This window comes from Mesorhizobium sp. B2-3-12, assembly GCF_006442205.1.
Classification (GTDB): Bacteria; Pseudomonadota; Alphaproteobacteria; order Rhizobiales; family Rhizobiaceae; genus Mesorhizobium.
The window spans coordinates 41687-58974 of the sequence record NZ_VFVR01000002.1 but is presented as its reverse complement, the minus strand read 5'-3'; the positions used below and the strand labels follow the sequence as shown (position 1 = coordinate 58974).

General features: G+C 62.6%; 13 protein-coding genes. 10 read left to right on the top strand and 3 right to left on the bottom strand.

From position 1 onward, the window contains the following. The first annotated feature begins 36 nt into the window (after positions 1-36). Positions 37-1965 (top strand): ATP-dependent zinc metalloprotease FtsH, encoded by a 1929-nt coding sequence (ftsH, locus tag FJ948_RS05470; RefSeq protein WP_140702355.1) that lies wholly within the window; start codon positions 37-39, stop codon positions 1963-1965. 229 nt (positions 1966-2194) lie between these two features. Here the strand turns inward: ftsH and FJ948_RS05465 are convergent, their stop codons facing one another. Both FJ948_RS05465 and FJ948_RS05460 read right to left on the bottom strand, forming a co-directional pair. After that, positions 2195-2653, bottom strand: coding sequence for a hypothetical protein (locus FJ948_RS05465; RefSeq protein WP_140702353.1), 459 nt, complete (start codon positions 2651-2653; stop codon positions 2195-2197). Positions 2654-2873: 220 nt separating this feature from the next. After that, the gene (locus FJ948_RS05460) at positions 2874-3713 is read right to left on the bottom strand and encodes a hypothetical protein (RefSeq protein ID WP_140702352.1); all 840 of its coding nucleotides are present in this window, start codon (positions 3711-3713) and stop codon (positions 2874-2876) included. 369 nt (positions 3714-4082) lie between these two features. Here FJ948_RS05460 and glmM point away from each other — a divergent pair, with 369 nt between their 5' ends. From glmM to FJ948_RS05420, 8 genes are all read left to right on the top strand, one after another. Continuing rightward, positions 4083-5435 (top strand): phosphoglucosamine mutase, encoded by a 1353-nt coding sequence (glmM, locus tag FJ948_RS05455; protein WP_140702350.1) that lies wholly within the window; start codon positions 4083-4085, stop codon positions 5433-5435. A gap of 237 nt (positions 5436-5672) precedes the next feature. Continuing rightward, entirely contained in the window at positions 5673-6533 is an 861-nt protein-coding gene (locus FJ948_RS05450; RefSeq protein ID WP_140702348.1) for an outer membrane protein, read from the top strand. Between the two features lie 207 nt (positions 6534-6740). Continuing rightward, positions 6741-7601, top strand: coding sequence for an outer membrane beta-barrel protein (locus tag FJ948_RS05445; RefSeq protein ID WP_140702346.1), 861 nt, complete (start codon positions 6741-6743; stop codon positions 7599-7601). 233 nt (positions 7602-7834) lie between these two features. Then, positions 7835-9010: a phosphoserine transaminase gene (locus FJ948_RS05440; protein WP_140702344.1), complete on the top strand. Its 1176-nt coding sequence runs from the start codon at positions 7835-7837 to the stop codon at positions 9008-9010. Positions 9011-9073: 63 nt separating this feature from the next. Continuing rightward, positions 9074-10675 carry a phosphoglycerate dehydrogenase gene (serA, locus tag FJ948_RS05435; RefSeq protein WP_140702342.1) on the top strand — a complete coding sequence of 534 codons (1602 nt, stop codon included), beginning with the start codon at positions 9074-9076 and terminating at the stop codon, positions 10673-10675. Positions 10676-11138: 463 nt separating this feature from the next. Continuing rightward, complete coding sequence (locus FJ948_RS05430) at positions 11139-11849, top strand: gluconate 2-dehydrogenase subunit 3 family protein (RefSeq protein ID WP_348642959.1); 711 nt, start codon at positions 11139-11141, stop codon at positions 11847-11849. A 2-nt stretch (positions 11850-11851) separates the two neighbouring features. Continuing rightward, positions 11852-13618, top strand: coding sequence for a GMC family oxidoreductase (locus FJ948_RS05425; protein ID WP_140702340.1), 1767 nt, complete (start codon positions 11852-11854; stop codon positions 13616-13618). Beyond that, positions 13615-14832 carry a cytochrome c gene (locus FJ948_RS05420; RefSeq protein ID WP_140702338.1) on the top strand — a complete coding sequence of 406 codons (1218 nt, stop codon included), beginning with the start codon at positions 13615-13617 and terminating at the stop codon, positions 14830-14832. Before FJ948_RS05425 ends, FJ948_RS05420 begins: the two co-directional genes overlap by 4 nt. A 13-nt stretch (positions 14833-14845) precedes the next feature. Here the strand turns inward: FJ948_RS05420 and FJ948_RS05415 are convergent, their stop codons facing one another. Continuing rightward, the gene (locus FJ948_RS05415) at positions 14846-15739 is read right to left on the bottom strand and encodes a DMT family transporter (protein WP_140702336.1); all 894 of its coding nucleotides are present in this window, start codon (positions 15737-15739) and stop codon (positions 14846-14848) included. A 211-nt stretch (positions 15740-15950) separates the two neighbouring features. Here FJ948_RS05415 and FJ948_RS05410 point away from each other — a divergent pair, with 211 nt between their 5' ends. Beyond that, positions 15951-17249: an adenylosuccinate synthase gene (locus FJ948_RS05410; protein WP_140702334.1), complete on the top strand. Its 1299-nt coding sequence runs from the start codon at positions 15951-15953 to the stop codon at positions 17247-17249. Positions 17250-17288 lie beyond the last annotated feature (39 nt).

Here is a 17288-nt window from a genome sequence, read left to right as displayed (position 1 = left end):
ACGCGTGTCCGCTCGCGGACGCCAACGGGACAATTGATGAATCCGAATTATCGCAACCTCGCGCTCTGGGCGATCATAGCGGTCCTGCTCATCGCCCTCTTCAATCTGTTCCAGACGCCGCAGACGCGTGGGGCTTCGAGCGATGTGCCTTATTCGCAGTTCCTGCAGGATGTCGCGGCGGGCCGGGTCAAGACGGTGACCATCGCCGGCGCCCGCATCACCGGCACCTACACCGACAATTCCAGCGGCTTCCAGACCTATTCGCCGGGCGATCCCCAACTGGTCTCGCGGCTGCAGGACAAGAACGTCACCATCAATGCGCGGCCCGAGACCGACGGCTCCAATTCGCTGTTCGGCTACCTGATCTCCTGGCTGCCGATGATCCTCATCCTCGGCGTATGGATATTCTTCATGCGCCAGATGCAATCCGGTTCCGGGCGCGCCATGGGCTTTGGCAAGTCGAAGGCCAAGCTGCTGACCGAAGCGCATGGCCGCGTCACGTTCCAGGACGTCGCCGGCGTCGATGAAGCCAAGGAAGATCTGGAAGAGATCGTCGAATTCCTGCGCGATCCGCAGAAGTTCCAGCGCCTGGGCGGCAAGATTCCGCGCGGCGTGCTGCTTGTCGGCCCTCCCGGCACCGGCAAGACGCTGCTTGCCCGCTCGGTCGCTGGCGAAGCCAACGTGCCGTTCTTCACCATTTCGGGTTCGGACTTCGTCGAAATGTTCGTCGGCGTCGGTGCGTCCCGTGTTCGCGACATGTTCGACCAGGCCAAGAAGAACGCGCCCTGCATCATCTTCATCGACGAAATCGACGCCGTCGGACGTCATCGCGGCGCCGGTCTCGGCGGCGGCAATGACGAACGCGAGCAGACGCTGAACCAGCTGCTGGTCGAGATGGATGGTTTCGAGTCAAACGAAAGCATCATCCTGATCGCCGCCACTAACCGGCCCGACGTGCTCGATCCGGCGCTGCTGCGTCCGGGCCGTTTCGACCGCCAGGTGGTGGTGCCCAACCCCGACATCGTCGGCCGCGAGAAGATCCTCAAGGTGCATGTGCGCAACGTGCCGCTGGCGCCCAATGTCGACCTCAAGGTGGTCGCCCGTGGCACGCCCGGTTTTTCCGGCGCCGACCTGATGAACCTGGTCAACGAATCCGCGCTGATGGCGGCGCGGCGCAACAAGCGCCTCGTCACCATGGCCGAGTTCGAGGACGCCAAGGACAAGATCATGATGGGCGCGGAGCGCCGCTCCTCGGCCATGACGCAGGCCGAGAAGGAGCTGACCGCCTATCATGAGGCCGGCCACGCCATCCTGGCGCTCAACGTTCCGTCGGCCGATCCGCTGCACAAGGCGACAATCATCCCGCGCGGCCGGGCGCTCGGCATGGTCATGCAGTTGCCGGAAGGCGACCGCTACTCCATGAGCTACAAATACATGGTCTCGCGCCTCGCCATCATGATGGGTGGCCGCGTCGCCGAGGAGTTCAAGTTCGGCAAGGAGAATATCACGTCGGGCGCCTCCTCCGACATCGAGCAGGCGACCAAGCTGGCGCGCGCCATGGTCACGCGCTGGGGCTTCTCCGACAAGCTCGGCCATGTCGCCTATGGCGACAACCAGGAGGAAGTGTTCCTCGGCCATTCGGTGGCGCGCACGCAGAACATCTCGGAAGAGACCGCGCAGATCATTGACGGCGAAGTGCGCCGCCTGATCGACGAGGCCTACTCGACCGCGAAGTCCATCCTGACCAAGAAGAAGAAGGAATGGATCGCGCTGGCGCAAGGCCTGCTCGAATACGAGACGCTGTCGGGCGAGGAGATCAAGCAGTTGATCGCGGGCAACAAACCCTCGCGCGATCTTGGCGACGACACACCGCCCAGCCGTGGCTCGGCCGTGCCGAAGTCCGGTGGTCGCCGCAAGAAGGGCCCCGAGCCGGAAGGCGGCATGGAGCCACAGCCGTCGAGCTAGGCCAGAGCGGTTCACCGTTCACGGAACGCCATGAGCCGGCCGGACGTACGTTGGAGCGCCATCCTCGGGCTTGTCCCGAGGACCTGCCAACGCAACCGAGTTGGCGGTTTTCAAACTCATATCCGGCGCCCAGATGTCGCCCGCGACAGCAGATCCTCGGGACAAGCCCGAGGATGAAGGTCCAACGTCCGCGGAAAACGGTGACCGCTTTATCCGCCGTATTCGATTTTTATGATTCAGCTTTAAGCCGCGCATTGCAAAGGCTGTAATAGCCGCCGCCCTTCTGGATCCAGCGAAGGCCGTTCAACGTCCCCGCCTCCTTGTTGCCGTGGTAACCCTGCAGGCAGGTCTTCATCCGCGCCTTCGCGGGCTTTTCGGCCTTGAACTCGGCGGCAAGGGTGGTCGGGAATGTCACGCCCGCCGGCGCTACGGTGGGAGCGACCGCCGCGCTGGCTTCCTTTGTCGGCTGCGGCTCGGTTTTGACCGTATCCGCGCTGGCACCTTCCGTAGCTGATGTCGCGCATTTCTCCTTGCGGAAAGCGGACCAGTCCATGCCGTTCAGGGTGCCGCCTTCCTTGGCTGCTCGATAGGTCTCTCCGCATTCCTTCATCGTCAGGGCGCTTGCCGGCGCGACGCTCCAAGCAACCGATGCCGTCACAGCCAATACCGCCAATTTCAAACCGCGCATAAAACCCTCCTGGTTGATAACAAGCAGACGTCTTTTTGTATACTGTTTGTTCTTGATATGTTCAATCAGAATCTTTGCGAGTTATCGGCGTGGGCGAATTGATGATGCCGACCCTTCCCCGGTATGCAGATGCGAGCAGGCCGCACGCTTTAGCGCGCAACAAAAAGGCCCACGCATCTTGCGATGCGCGGGCCTTTGTTTGGAGAATGTGGCTAGGCGGTCAGCCCTTCAGCTTGGCGTTGCAAAGGCTGTAGAAACCGCCGCCCTTCTGGATCCACTTCAGGCCGCCGAGCGCGTTGGCGTCCTTGAGGACGTAATATTGGTCGAGGCAGGTATGCATGCGGCCCTTTCCGGGGGTCTCGCTGGCATATTTCGCCGAGATCGCGGAGGGGAAAGTGACGCCCTTGGGTGCAACCGTCGTCGGCTTTGCCGGCTCCTTGGTGTAGGTCGCCTCGCTGGGGGCAGGCACGCTGTCATCGTCGGACGCGCCGGCGCCGCATTCGGCCTTGCGGAAGTCGTTCCACTTCTGGCCCTTCAACGTGTTTGCCGTCTTGGCCGCCTGGTACTTGGTGCTGCATTCGGCCATGGTCAGCCCTTTGCCGCCATCGGCCGGAGCGGCAGCCGCCTTGGTGGTGGCCGGCTTGGTGGTGGTTGCTGCAGCGGATGCGCCAGCGGCGCATTCGGTCTTGCGGAAGTCGTTCCACTTCATGCCGTTCAGCGTGCCCGCGGCCTTGGCCGCCTGGTATTTGGTGCTGCATTCCTTGGCGGTCAGCCCTTTGGCAGCGCCGTCATCGGCGGCGGCCGCGGCCTTGGTCGTCTTGGCCGGCTTCGTCTCGGCGGCTTTGGTCGTGGCCGCCTTGGTGTCCGTGGTGGCTGCGGCGTCGGTACCGCATTGCGCCTTGCGGAACTGGTTCCAGGTCGCCCCGGCAAGTGTCCCCGCGTCCTTGGCGGCGTTATACTTCGTGCTGCACTCGGCCATCGTCAGCGCATTGGCTGGCGCCGCCAGGAACAACGTCGCGACCGCAAGGCCGGTCAGAGTGGCAAGTCGGTGGATGAGCATAGCGTTTCTCCGTTGCTGCAGCCCATTATACGTCCCAGCGAATCAATAACGCTCAACGATCGGTTGCGCCAGATGCCAGGTGGCTTATATATCGCCGAAAGTCGCGTTCTAACGACAAGGTGATGAAATCTTTGGGCGTCAGGGCCGACATGGCAAGAATTTTCAGGGTGCATCTGCGCCGAATGGCTCGCAAAACTGGTATATTGTGGCGCAACAGTGTTCCCATGCTAGGCGGTGGCCATGTTGTGTGCAGCGCACAACAATGATTTTCTAAGGATTGGTAACATATAATCACACAATGTGATCGAGGCGCGACGGCCAATTGTGGCATGACGTGCCGGCTAAGGACAATCAGGGATACTGGCTAGCATGGCAGGGAATTACTTCGGCACGGACGGCATTCGCGGGCGCGCCAACAAGTTTCCGATGACCGCCGAAATCGCGATGCGGGTCGGCATGGCCGCTGGCCTCTCGTTCCAGCGCGGCAGCCACCGCCATCGTGTCGTGCTCGGCAAGGACACCAGGCTTTCCGGCTATATGATCGAAAACGCGATGGTGGCCGGCCTTTGCGCCGCCGGCATGGACGTGTTCCTGCTCGGCCCCATCCCGACCCCGGCGGTGGCCATGCTGGTACGCTCGCTGCGCGCCGACATCGGCGTCATGATCTCGGCCTCGCACAACCCCTATTACGACAACGGCATCAAGCTGTTCGGGCCGGATGGCTACAAGCTCTCCGACGAGATCGAAGAACGCATCGAAAGCATGCTCGACAAAGATATCGAACTGGCGCTCGCCGATTCCGACGGACTTGGCCGCGCCAAGCGCGTCGACGGCGTGCATGACCGATACATCGAATTCGCCAAGCGCACGCTGCCGCGCTCGATGTCGCTTTCGGGTCTGCGGATCGTCGTCGATTGCGCCAACGGTGCTGCCTACAAGGTGGCGCCCGAGGCGTTGTGGGAGCTCGGCGCCGAGGTCGTGGCCATCAATGTCGAACCCAACGGCTTCAACATCAACAGGGAATGCGGCTCGACCCATCCGGCCGGGCTGCAGAAGAAGGTGCATGAAGTGCGCGCCGACATCGGCATCGCGCTCGACGGCGACGCCGACCGTGTCGTCATCGTCGACGAGAACGGCGCCATCGTCGATGGCGACCAGATCATGGCGCTTATTGCCGAGTCCTGGCACCAGAGCGGGCGGCTGGCCGGCGGTGGCGTCGTTTCGACCGTCATGTCCAATCTCGGCCTCGAACGCTTCCTCGGCGACATGAAGTTGCAATTGCACCGCACCAAGGTCGGCGACCGCTATGTCGTGGAGCATATGCGCGCGCATGGGCTCAATGTCGGCGGCGAGCAGTCGGGCCACATCGTTCTGTCCGATTTCTCGACGACCGGCGACGGGCTGGTCTCGGCGCTGCAGGTGCTGGCCTGCATCAAGCGGCAGGGCCGCCCGGTGAGCGAACTGTCGAGGAAGTTCGAGCCGGTGCCGCAATTGTTGAAGAACGTTCGCATCGCCGGCGGCAAGCCGTTGGAGGAAGCCCCGGTCAAGGCCGCGATCGAGGATGCCCGCAATCGCCTCGGCAAGGCGGGGCGCCTCGTCATCCGTCCATCCGGCACCGAACCGCTGATCCGTGTCATGGCCGAGGGTGACGATCCGCAACTGGTCGAGGCGGTCGTCAACGATATCGTCGAGGTCATTTCGGAAACCCGCAGCGCCGCCTGATCTGCGCTCCGCCTGGAAGACAACGCATCGAAAGCTCGCCCCTCGGCGGGCTTTTTTGTTGGCCGCGGAACCGGTCAATTTCTGTCGAAATCATTGCCGAATCCCTCGGATTTTAGAGATTCGTGGTTAATCGACAGGGTTAAACGCCTTTTAACTTTTGCAATTCATTATCCACGCCTGAAAGCCAATCTCATTCGGACACGATCGGCGTTCCGAGGATTTCTAGGGGTGACAAGCATGTTCAATACAGCAAGAAAGGCCCTGTTCGCGCTGCTGTTCGCGGGCCTGGCCTGGCCAGTGTTCGCAGCCGACCTGCCCGAGCCGCAGGTCGAAGAGGCACCGCCGCCGGTCTACGAGCAACCGGTCGACGTTGGCGGCTGGTACATCCGTGGCGACATCGACTACCACAAGTCGAAGGTGGGCGACATCGACTACATCACTTACGGAGCCGACCCTTGCCCGTGCGGACCTCCTGTCGGGGTCGCCGGCAGCAAGTCCTTCGACTATGGCAAGCTCAAGGGCGGATTCTCGCTCGGCGCCGGCGTCGGCTACAAGATCAACGAACACTTCCGCACCGACCTGACCGCCGACTACTGGTTCAAGTCGAACTTTAGCGGCGGCACTTCGGATGCTACCACGACCTCGGTCGAATCGTCGAAGATGAGCGCCTTGCTGCTGCTCGCCAATGCCTATGTCGATATCGGCACCTGGCACGGCATCACGCCTTATGTTGGCGCCGGTATCGGTGGCGCGCGCGTCAAGTGGGATACTGTCTACGACCCGACGCCGGGCGCTACCGAGTCCAACCCGGGAACATCCAGCTGGCGCTTCGCCTATGCGGTCATGGCCGGTGCTTCCTACTGCCTCACCGACAAAGTCATCCTCGATGCCGGCTACCGCTTCTCCCATATCCAGGGCGGTCGCATGTTCGAATATGGTCCAGCCGGCGCCACGCCGGGCGCCGGGCCGGGCTTCGACCATGGCTTCAACACCCACGAGGTGCGCGGCGGCCTGCGCTACCAGTTCGGCGGCAACAATGGTTGCGCCGCACCTGTGGTGGCCTACCAGCCGGAACCCGAGCCGATCTACACCAAGTAACCGCCTCGGACTTCCAGAATTCGTCGACCGCCCGGTATCAGCCGGGCGGTTTTCGTTTGAGACAATCCGAAGTCAGCTCGTTCGAAAATCAATTCGCTAACGCTCTGTTAGCCTTAACCGGCACTTAACCACTATGGTTAACAATGGCTCGTGAAACGTTGGCCGCCGTTGCTTGTTTGACGGCGCGGAATTCGGGAGCCGGGGACCATGATATCAATATCGCGTACGGCGCTGGCGCTTGGCGCATTCGCCCTGTTGCCGCTAACGTCCGCACTCGCCGCAGATTACGATCCGCCGATCTATGTCGACCAGGCGCCGGACTATGTGCCGGTCGAGGTTGGCTCGGGTTGGTACTTGCGCGGCGACGTCGGCTACGCGTTCAGCCACCCATTCGATCACGAGGAGGTCTCGAGCGGGCCCCTGAACAGCTTTACGTCCGAGAGCAGCCTTTTTACGGGCAGCGTCGGCATGGGCTATCACGTCAACGACTATCTTCGGGTGGAACTGAATGGCGGGATCCTGCCGACCAATAAATTCGCGGATCATCAGAAGCTTGCCACCACTTGTAAAGGCACGACGCTCGTAGATGACGGTTTCGGAACCATCAATTCCGCGCCCGCATCGCAGCCATGCGATCAGTTCGACAACGGCAGCAACAAAGCTTACAGCGTCATGGCCAACGGCTATGTCGATCTCGGCACTTATGTTGGGATCACTCCGTATATTGGCGGTGGTATCGGCCTTGCCTACAACAAATATTATAAGAGCATTGGCGCGAAGGATTGTGTGGAAACGCCAGTAAACTCTGCCGGAACGGGCGGGTTTTTCTGTAATGACCCTGCAGGGTATGATGGCCAAACCGATACGGCTGCCAAATTCAACTTCGCTTACTCGATTGGCGCCGGGCTATCTTACCAGGTTACCAAGAACGTTTCCGTCGATCTGGGCTATGAATATTTCTCGGTGCCGGACGGCAGATATGTCGCTTATGACAATGGCGCCTTCAACATTCACAAGGGCATCGACTACCAGACGGTCAAGCTCGGGCTGCGCTACGATCTCTGGTAGGCTTGGCAAAGACCGGGACTTTGGCGGCGGATCCTGTGGTCCGCCGTTTGCGTTTGAAAGCGCGAGATCCTGATTGCACGTCGCCCAAACCGCTGTGCACTTTGGGCGACGTGCATCTGGTATCCTGCCAGCGACAAAAACTTTCCTCTTGACGCCCGAGGCCTGAACGCATATCGCCGTCCGTGGGCCACCCCTCCCCAACGAGGGGCCACTATCTGGAAGGATAGACCACGATGACGACGCATGCGAAGCCCGGACTCCGTCCGGCAAATCCCAATTTTTCCTCAGGTCCCTGCGCAAAACGCCCCGGCTGGTCGGTCGAGGCGCTGAAATCCGCCGCGCTTGGCCGTTCCCACCGCGCCAAGATCGGCAAGACCAAGCTCGAGCAGGCGATCGAGCTGACGCGCGAGATTCTCAACGTTCCCCAGGACTACCGCATCGGCATCGTGCCGGCCTCGGACACAGGTGCTGTCGAGATGGCGCTGTGGTCGCTGCTCGGCGAGCGCGGCGTCGACATGGTCGCCTGGGAAAGCTTCGGCTCCGGCTGGGTCACCGATGTGGTCAAGCAGCTGAAACTCGCCGATACCAGAAAGATCGAGGCCGGCTATGGCGCGCTGCCCGATCTGGCCAAGATCGATTTCGACCGCGACGTGGTCTTCACCTGGAACGGCACGACCTCGGGCGTGCGCGTGCCGGACGGCGATTTCATCCCGGCGGACCGCAAGGGCCTGACCATCTGCGATGCGACGTCGGCCGCCTTCGCGCAGAGGCTCGATTTCGAGAAGCTCGATGTCGTGACCTTCTCCTGGCAGAAGGTGCTGGGCGGCGAGGGCGCGCATGGCATGCTGATCCTCAGCCCACGTGCCGTCGCACGGCTGGAGAGCTACAAGCCCGCATGGCCGCTGCCGAAAATCTTCCGCCTGACCTCGGGCGGCAAGCTGATCGAGGGCATCTTCAAGGGCGAAACCATCAACACGCCGTCGATGCTGTGCGTGGAGGACTATCTCGACGCGCTCAATTGGGCGAAGTCGATCGGCGGGCTCGATGCGCTGGTCGCCCGGGCGGATGCCAATGCCGCGGTTCTCGACCGGTTCGTGGAGAGCTCATCCTGGCTCGGCCATCTCGCCGCCGCGCCGGCGACGCGCTCGAACACGTCGGTCTGCCTGTCCTTCAGCGACCCGTATATCGCGGCGCTCGACGCCGACGGGCAGGCGGCGTTCGCCAAGGGGCTTGTCTCGACGCTCGACAAGGAAGGCGTCGCCTACGACATCGGTTCCTACCGCGACGCCCCACCGGGATTGCGCATCTGGTGCGGCGCAACCGTCGAGACCTCCGATCTCGAGGCGCTGCTGCCCTGGCTCGACTGGGCTTTTGCCAGCCAGAAGGCGTCGCTGAAAGCGGCTGCCTGAGAATCCTGTGGCGGCTCGCGGGCCGCCCATTTCCGGACCAATCCCATTTTCAAGGAGGCCGCCATGGCGCCCCGCGTTCTCGTCTCAGACAAACTCTCACCCACCGCCGTGCAGATCTTCAAGGATCGCGGCGTCGAGGTCGACTATCTGCCCGATCTCGGCAAGGACAAGGAAAAGCTCGCCGAAGTGATCGGCCAGTATGATGGGCTCGCCATCCGCTCGGCGACCAAGGTCACCGAGAAGCTGATCAACGCCGCAACCAATCTCAAGGTCATCGGCCGCGCCGGCATCGGCGTCGACAATGTCGATATCCCGGCGGCGAGCCGAAAGGGCATCATCGTGATGAACACGCCCTTCGGCAATTCGATCACGACGGCCGAACACGCGGTGGCGATGATCTTCGCGCTCGCCCGCCAGATCCCGGAAGCCAATGCTTCGACCCATGCCGGCAAATGGGAGAAGAACCGCTTCATGGGCGTCGAGATCACCGGCAAGACCTTGGGCGTCATCGGCTGCGGCAATATCGGTTCGATCGTCGCCACACGCGGCGTCGGGCTGAAGATGCATGTCGTCGCCTTCGACCCGTTCCTGTCGGACAAGCGCGCCGAGGAACTCGGCGTCGACAAGGTCGAACTGGACGAACTCTTCGCCCGTGCGGACTTCATCACGCTCCACACGCCGCTGACCGACAAGACGCGCAACATCATCGACGCGGCGGCGATCGCCAAGATGAAGAAGGGCGTGCGCATCATCAATTGCGCTCGCGGCGGGCTGGTGGTCGAGGCCGACCTCGTCGCGGCGCTGAAGAGCGGCAAGGTGGCGGGCGCCGGCATCGACGTGTTCGAGGTCGAGCCGGCCGAGCAGAATGCGCTGTTCGGCATGGAGAACGTGGTGGCGACACCACATCTTGGCGCCTCGACGGCGGAGGCGCAGGAGAATGTCGCGCTGCAGGTCGCCGAGCAGATGGCCGACTACCTGATCAAGGGCGCGGTCTCCAACGCCATCAACATGCCGTCGATCACGGCGGAAGAAGCGCCGCGGCTGAAGCCGTTCGTGAAGCTCGCCGAAGTGCTGGGCGCCTTTGTCGGCCAGGTCACCGACGATCCGATCAGCGAGGTCGAGATTCTGTTCGATGGTTCGACCGCGACGATGAACACGCGCGCGCTGATCAGTGCCGCGCTTGCCGGACTGATCCGCCCGCAGGTCGCCGACGTCAACATGGTCTCGGCGCCGATCATGGTGAAGGAGCGCGGCATCATCGTCGCCGAGGTCAAGCGCGACAAGTCGGGCGTGTTCGACGGCTATATCAAGCTGACCGTCAAGACCGAGCATATGACCCGCTCGATCGCCGGCACCTGCTTCTCCGACGGCAAGCCGCGCTTCATCCAGATCAAGGGCATCAATCTCGACGCCGAAGTCGGCCAGCACATGTTGTATACGACCAACGCCGATGCGCCCGGCATCATCGGCCTGCTCGGCACGGTGTGCGGCGAGAACGATGTCAACATCGCCAACTTCCAGCTTGGCCGCAACCGGCCGGGCGGCGACGCCATCGCGCTGCTCTATCTCGACGCGCCGTTCCCGGAAAAGGTGCTGGCGCAGGTGCGCGACCACAAGTCGATCGACTCGGCAAAGCGGCTGCAGTTCGACGTCGGCGGGATCTAATCCCCGCACCTATCACGGGCGACAAGCGATACCATTTACGACGCCCCGTTTGCAGGCATGCAAGCGGGGCGTTTCCATCAGCGCCGACACCATCCGGCGGATTGCGCCGTCGCAGCCAGACGCCGCGCGCAACGGATGGTTGGCCTGTCGTATCCCGGTCAATTCGGCTATCGCCGGAGCGGCGGCCGACGGTCCCCTTTGCCTCCATCGAATAAGATTATATCGTTTAGTCGCCAGTACATTAGCGGACGGCGATAAGCAGACGGCTTGGCCTAATCTAACGATTTCGTGATCTGCTTGACGATGGCGGTTTCTTTCCGCACGCTGACTCCAATGGATAGGCATGACTTAAACCCAACTAGTTTGGTCATGATTTGTGCGTGTTCCGTGGCGCGTGTCTGTTACTGTCGGAGTGCCTTCGATGGATCGTTATAATACTGTCCGCCTGAGCCGGCGTCTTTTTATGTCTTCGGTTGCGATGTTTACGGTCACGGCAACATCGGCAAGCTTTGCCCGATCCTTGTCGGGCTCGCTGCCTTGGGCGCCGCTGTCGTCCGATCCGCCGGTGCAGGTCGTGTCAGGCGGCTGGCAGTTCTTCACGCCGCAGGAAGCCGCCCTGGTCGAAGCCATCGTCGACCGCATCATTCCCGCCGACGACCTGTCGATGGGCGGCAAGGAGGCTGGCTGCGCCGTCTATATAGACCGTCAGTTGACGGGCGCGTTCGGAACGTCGAGCCGGCTCTACACGAAAGGACCGTTCCTGCCGGGATTGCCCACGCAGGGATATCAGGGCGAGGCGAACCCGGCCCAACGCTATCGCTCGGGCCTTGCCGCCATCGACGCTTTCCTGAAGCAGCGCGACGGCAAGACATTCGTCGAGCTCCAGCCGGCCGACCAGGATGCGTTCCTGACCGCCATGGAAGCCGGAAAGGTCGAATTGCCCGGTGGCGTCAAGGCCGCCGGCTTCTTCGGGCTTCTGCTGCAGAACACCATGGAAGGGTTCTTCGCCGATCCGGTCTATGGCGGAAACAAGGACATGGTCTCGTGGCGCATGCTCGGTTTTCCCGGCGCGCGCTATGACTACCGGGACCACGTCAGCAAGCACAATCAGCCCTATCCGAGGCCGCCCGTCTCCATCGAGGGCAGCCCGGAATGGCTCGTGAAAAGGAGCTGACCATGACGACGATACTGCCCCGCAAGGACGTTGTGATCGTTGGCCTCGGCTGGACTGGATCCATCCTTGCGCATGAACTGACCGATCAGGGCCTGGACGTGCTGGCCATCGAGCGTGGCCCCTGGCGCGACACGGCAACCGATTTCAACATCGGCTACGCTCAGGACGAACTGCGCTACAGCGTGCGGCGCGACCTGTTCCTGCAGCCCGCCGTCGAAACTCTGACGATGCGCAACGACACCTCGCAGACGGCGCTGCCGATGCGCGATTTCGGCTCGTTCCTGCCCGGCAATGGCGTCGGCGGCGCAGGCGTCCATTGGAACGGCCACACCTGGCGGTTCTGGGATTCGGATTTCCAGATCAAGACCAACCTGACCAAGAGGTATGGCGCGGCGCGGATCGCCGATCTCCAGGTCGAGGACTGGGGCGTGACCGGCACCGAGATGGAGCCCTATTACGACCAGTTCGAATATCTGGCGGGCATCTCGGGCAAGGCCGGCAACATCAAGGGGCAGATACAGGAAGGCGGCAACCCGTTCGAGGATCCGCGGTCCCGGGATTATCCGAACCCGCCGATGGAGATGACCTACGCGCCGACCCTGTTCGCCAATGCCGGCCGGTCCATGGGATTGCACCCGTTCCCGACACCGTCGGCCAACATGTCGCGGACCTATGTCAATCCGCTCGGCATCACCATGGGGCAGTGTACCTATTGTGGATTCTGCGAGCGTTTCGGCTGCGCCAACTATTCCAAGTCTAGCGCCCAGACCACCATCCTCCCGGTCCTGATGAAGAAGGCCAATTTCGAGGTCCGGACCGACAGCGAGGTGCTGCATGTCGATCTCGCCGCCGGCGGCAAGTCCGCGCGGGGTGTCACCTATGTCGATACGTCGGGACAGGAATTCTTCCAGCCGGCCGATCTCGTGCTGCTGTGCGCCTACGGCCTGCACAATGCCCGGCTGATGATGCTGTCGGGCATCGGCAAGATCTACGATCCCGTCACCGGCGAGGGCACGGTCGGGCGCAATTATTGCTACCAGACCAATGCCGGCGTGCAGGTGTTCTTCGATGACAAGAACTTCAATCCGTTCATTGCCGCGGGCGCGCTCGGCCAGACGATCGACGACTATAATGGCGACGCCTTCGATCATGGCGGGCTCGATTTCGTCGGCGGCGCGGGCATCAACTGCATCCCCACCAATGGACGTCCGATCGGGACAAGGCCGACGCTGCCCGGCACGCCGAAATGGGGCAGCGCCTGGAAGAAGGCGACCGTCGCGGGCTACAAAAGCACGCTCGGCTTCTCCTCGCAGGGCAGCAGCTACGCGACGCGCACCAACTATCTCGACCTCGACCCGACCTACAAGGATCGCTTCGGCCGGCCGCTGATGCGCATGACCTTCGATTTTCCAGACAACGATATCAGGATGTCGAACTATCTCTGCGACCGGATGGAGGAGATCGCCAAGACGCTTGGCGGCAAGCAGTACAATGTCGGCCGCCGCAAGAAGGGCTGGGACAGCGTCCCCTATCAAAGCACCCACAATACCGGCGGCGCCATCATGGGAACGGACCCGAAGAAGAGCGCGGTCAACAGCTTCCTGCAAAGCTGGGATGTGCCCAACGTCTTCGTCATCGGCGCCTCGGCCTTTCCGCAGAATGCCGGCAAGAATCCGACGGGAACGGTCGGCGCGCTCGCCTATCGCGCTGCTGACGCCATCCGCAACCAGTATCTGCGCAATCCCGGCGCGCCGCTGGTGCAGGCATGAAAGCGCTCGCAGCGTCACTCTACGCCAGCGCGGCCCTGCTGGCGATCACGCCGGCACTTGCCGCCGACCAGGCCGACCAGATCATCCGCGGCCAATACCAGGCCGTGCTCGGCGATTGCGCGGGCTGTCATACGAGGCCGGGCGGCAAGCCGTTGGCCGGTGGCCTGCCGCTCGAAACGCCTTTCGGCGCGCTGGTGCCGCCCAACATAACGCCGGACCACGAGACGGGCATCGGCAATTGGTCAGAGATCGATTTCCGCAACATGATGAAGACCGGCGTCGGCCACGATGGCGTGCGGCTCTATCCCGCCATGCCCTACCCCGCCTATACCAGGATGACCGAGCAGGACATTTCCGACCTCTGGGCATACCTCACCACGGTCGAGCCGGTCTCGAACAAGGTCGAGGTCAACCAGTTGCCGTTTCCACTGAACATCCGGCTGTCGATGTGGGGCTGGAACCTGCTGAACTTCACCGAGGCAAGCTTCGAGGCCGATCCCTCCAAGTCGGCGGAGTGGAATCGCGGCGCCTATATCGTCCAGGGCGCCGGGCACTGCGGCACCTGCCACACGCCCAAATCCTTCCTGGGCGCCGATCAGGACTCCAGCTTCCTGCAAGGGGCGTCGCTGCAGGGCTGGTTCGCTCCCGACATCACCAACAATGCACAATCCGGCCTTGGCAGATGGTCGCAAGAGGATGTGGTCGCTTACCTCAAGGCCGGCGTCAACGCGCATTCGATCGCGTCCGGTCCGATGGCCGAGGCGATCGAGAACTCGACCTCGAAGATGACGGATCCCGATCTCAAGGCCGTCGCCGTCTATCTCAAGAGCCTCGGGTCGGACACCGGCAATGCGCAGGCGCCCAAACCCGACGCGGCGCGGATGGTGGCCGGCGAGGCGATCTACCACGACAATTGTTCAGCCTGCCATGGCGGTGATGGCGCCGGGGCCGGGGCGTTGTTCCCGACGCTGGCCGGCAATTCCATCGTCGCCCAAGGCAATCCCGAAACGCTAGCCCGCGTCGTTCTCGCCGGAAGCCAGGCGGTGCACACGGCCGGCGCGCCGACGACGCCTTCGATGCCCTCGCTGGCATGGCGGCTGAAGGACCAGGAAATCGCCGACGTGCTGACCTATGTGCGCGGCAGCTGGGGCAATTCCGCTCCGGCGGTCTCGTCCGAAGATATCGCGGCGGTGCGCAAGGAATTGGTACCGTAATTTCGGCGCGCCGTCAGAGGCGGGAGGTCCTGCGCCCGCTGTATTCGGCGAGCCCGATGCCGCCCAGCACGAGAACCAGCGCCAGCGCCTGATAGAGCTGGAACGTCTCGCCGACGATCAGCACCGAAAGCAGCGTGCCGAAGATCGGCACCAGGTTGATGAACAGGCCGGCGCGGTTGGCGCCGATCAACTCGTTGCCCCTGATATAGGTTATCTGCGAGATCACCGAGGCGCCGATCGCCGTGTAGACGATGACAGCCCAGCCGCGCGCATCGGGCACGATCACCTTGCCGGCGGCGGCTTCCCACAGGAAAAAGGGCAGCGAGGTGATGAGTGCCGCGAAGGACATGGCCAGCATCAGGCTCTGCCAGCGCATCGCCGGCTTCAGCCGCAATCCGACCGAATAGCCGCTGTAGAGGACGACCGCGACCAGCATGATGGCGTCGCCGAAATTGAGCTCCAGCGTCAGCAGCCGGCGCGGATCGCCATGACAGGCCGTCAGGATGACGCCGAGGATAGTCAGCACCACGCCGGCGATCTGCGCCCAGTTCACGCGCAGGCGGAAGAAAATGAAATTGGCGGTCATGATCAGGATCGGCATCGCCGCCTGTTCGATCGAGACATTGATCGCGGTGGTGTAATTGAGCGCGGTGTAGAAGATCGTGTTGAACAGCGTGAAGCCGCTGGCGCCCAGCGCAGCCAGAACCAGCCAGTGCCTGCGCACGGCAGGCCAATCCTCCTGGATCGTGCGCCAGCCGATCGGCAGCAGGATCGCCACGGCCAGCATCCAGCGCAGAAAGACGAGCGTCATCGGCGAGACGTGGCCGACCGCCAGCTTGCCGGCCACAGAATTGCCGCCCCACAACAAGGTGGTGAGCAACAGGAACATGTAGGCGCTTCGATGCATCGTGGGCTTCCGGCCGCGGCATGGGCCGCGGTGTTTGCCGGCCTATTGCCCCCGTCGGCCCAAGTAAATGATGTCAAAGCCGAAAATTGTTGTGCCTCAGGGCATTTTCGGCGCCAAAGAAAGGTCGCACTCGCGAGGTCTTGACGCTATAGAGGCCTGTCGTTTCGAACCATATCCAAGCCGCGCTGCGGCGTCTCAAGGGAAAAGAAACATGGCCAATGTGGTGGTCGTCGGCTCGCAGTGGGGCGACGAGGGCAAGGGCAAGATCGTCGACTGGCTGTCGGAGCGCGCCGATGTCGTGGTGCGTTTCCAGGGCGGCCACAATGCCGGCCACACGCTGGTCGTCGACGGCAAGGTCTACAAGCTTTCGCTCTTGCCTTCGGGCGTCGTGCGGGAAGGCAAGCTGTCCATCATCGGCAATGGCGTGGTCTTCGATCCGCATGCTTTCGTCGCCGAAGTGCAAAAACTCAAAGCGCAGGGCGTGGACGTGACGCCGGATCGCCTGAAAATAGCCGAAAACACGGCGCTTATCCTGTCCGTACACCGGGAGCTGGACGGGTTCCGCGAGGATGCCGCTTCAAATTCCGGAACAAAGATTGGCACGACCCGCCGGGGCATTGGTCCGGCCTATGAGGACAAGGTGGGTCGGCGCGCGGTGCGGGTGATGGATCTGGCGGATTTGGAAACGCTTCCCTTGAAGGTCGACAGGCTGCTGACGCACCACAATGCGCTGCGTCGCGGGCTTGGCCATGACGAAGTCACGCATGATGCGATTATGCAGGAATTGACCACGGTCGCGAATGAGATCCTGCCCTATATGGACCGCGTCTGGAAGGTGCTAGACGACAAACGCCGCGCCGGCGAGCGCATCCTATTCGAGGGCGCGCAAGGCACGCTGCTCGACATCGACCACGGCACCTATCCGTTCGTCACCTCGTCGAACACGGTCGCCGGCCAGGCCGCCGCCGGCTCCGGTGTCGGCCCCGGGACCGTCGGCTATGTCCTGGGAATAACCAAGGCCTATACAACGCGCGTCGGCGAAGGCCCGTTCCCGACCGAGCAGAAGAACGAGATCGGCGAGTTCCTCGGCACGCGCGGCCATGAATTCGGCGTCGTCACCGGGCGCAAGCGCCGCTGCGGCTGGTTCGACGCGGTGCTGGTGCGCCAAGCTGTCGCCGTCAACGGCATCAAGGGCATCGCGCTGACCAAGCTCGACGTGCTCGACGGGCTGGACGAGATCAAGGTCTGTACCGGCTACAGGCTCGATGGCGAGACGATCGACTACCTGCCGGCAAGCCAGGGCGCGCAGGCCCGCGTGGAACCCATCTACGAGACGCTGGAAGGCTGGAAAGGCACCACCGCCGGCGCACGCAGCTGGAACGATCTGCCGGCGCAGGCGGTCAAGTATGTCCGATACATCGAGGAGCTGATCGGCGCGCCGGTGGCACTCCTTTCCACCAGTCCGGAACGGGACGACACGATACTTGTGACCGATCCGTTTCAAGACTAGTTTCTGAAGCCTTTCCGGGCATCGCGGCTGATTTGCGGG

Bases quoted from the DNA above. Each gene is read 5' to 3' on its own strand.
- ftsH (WP_140702355.1), top strand. From the start codon at position 37: ATGAATCCGAATTATCGCAACCTCGCGCTCTGGGCGATCATAGCGGTC.
- FJ948_RS05465 (WP_140702353.1), bottom strand. From the start codon at position 2,653: ATGCGCGGTTTGAAATTGGCGGTATTGGCTGTGACGGCATCGGTTGCT.
- FJ948_RS05460 (WP_140702352.1), bottom strand. From the start codon at position 3,713: ATGCTCATCCACCGACTTGCCACTCTGACCGGCCTTGCGGTCGCGACG.
- glmM (WP_140702350.1), top strand. From the start codon at position 4,083: ATGGCAGGGAATTACTTCGGCACGGACGGCATTCGCGGGCGCGCCAAC.
- FJ948_RS05450 (WP_140702348.1), top strand. From the start codon at position 5,673: ATGTTCAATACAGCAAGAAAGGCCCTGTTCGCGCTGCTGTTCGCGGGC.
- FJ948_RS05445 (WP_140702346.1), top strand. From the start codon at position 6,741: ATGATATCAATATCGCGTACGGCGCTGGCGCTTGGCGCATTCGCCCTG.
- FJ948_RS05440 (WP_140702344.1), top strand. From the start codon at position 7,835: ATGACGACGCATGCGAAGCCCGGACTCCGTCCGGCAAATCCCAATTTT.
- serA (WP_140702342.1), top strand. From the start codon at position 9,074: ATGGCGCCCCGCGTTCTCGTCTCAGACAAACTCTCACCCACCGCCGTG.
- FJ948_RS05430 (WP_348642959.1), top strand. From the start codon at position 11,139: ATGTCTTCGGTTGCGATGTTTACGGTCACGGCAACATCGGCAAGCTTT.
- FJ948_RS05425 (WP_140702340.1), top strand. From the start codon at position 11,852: ATGACGACGATACTGCCCCGCAAGGACGTTGTGATCGTTGGCCTCGGC.
- FJ948_RS05420 (WP_140702338.1), top strand. From the start codon at position 13,615: ATGAAAGCGCTCGCAGCGTCACTCTACGCCAGCGCGGCCCTGCTGGCG.
- FJ948_RS05415 (WP_140702336.1), bottom strand. From the start codon at position 15,739: ATGCATCGAAGCGCCTACATGTTCCTGTTGCTCACCACCTTGTTGTGG.
- FJ948_RS05410 (WP_140702334.1), top strand. From the start codon at position 15,951: ATGGCCAATGTGGTGGTCGTCGGCTCGCAGTGGGGCGACGAGGGCAAG.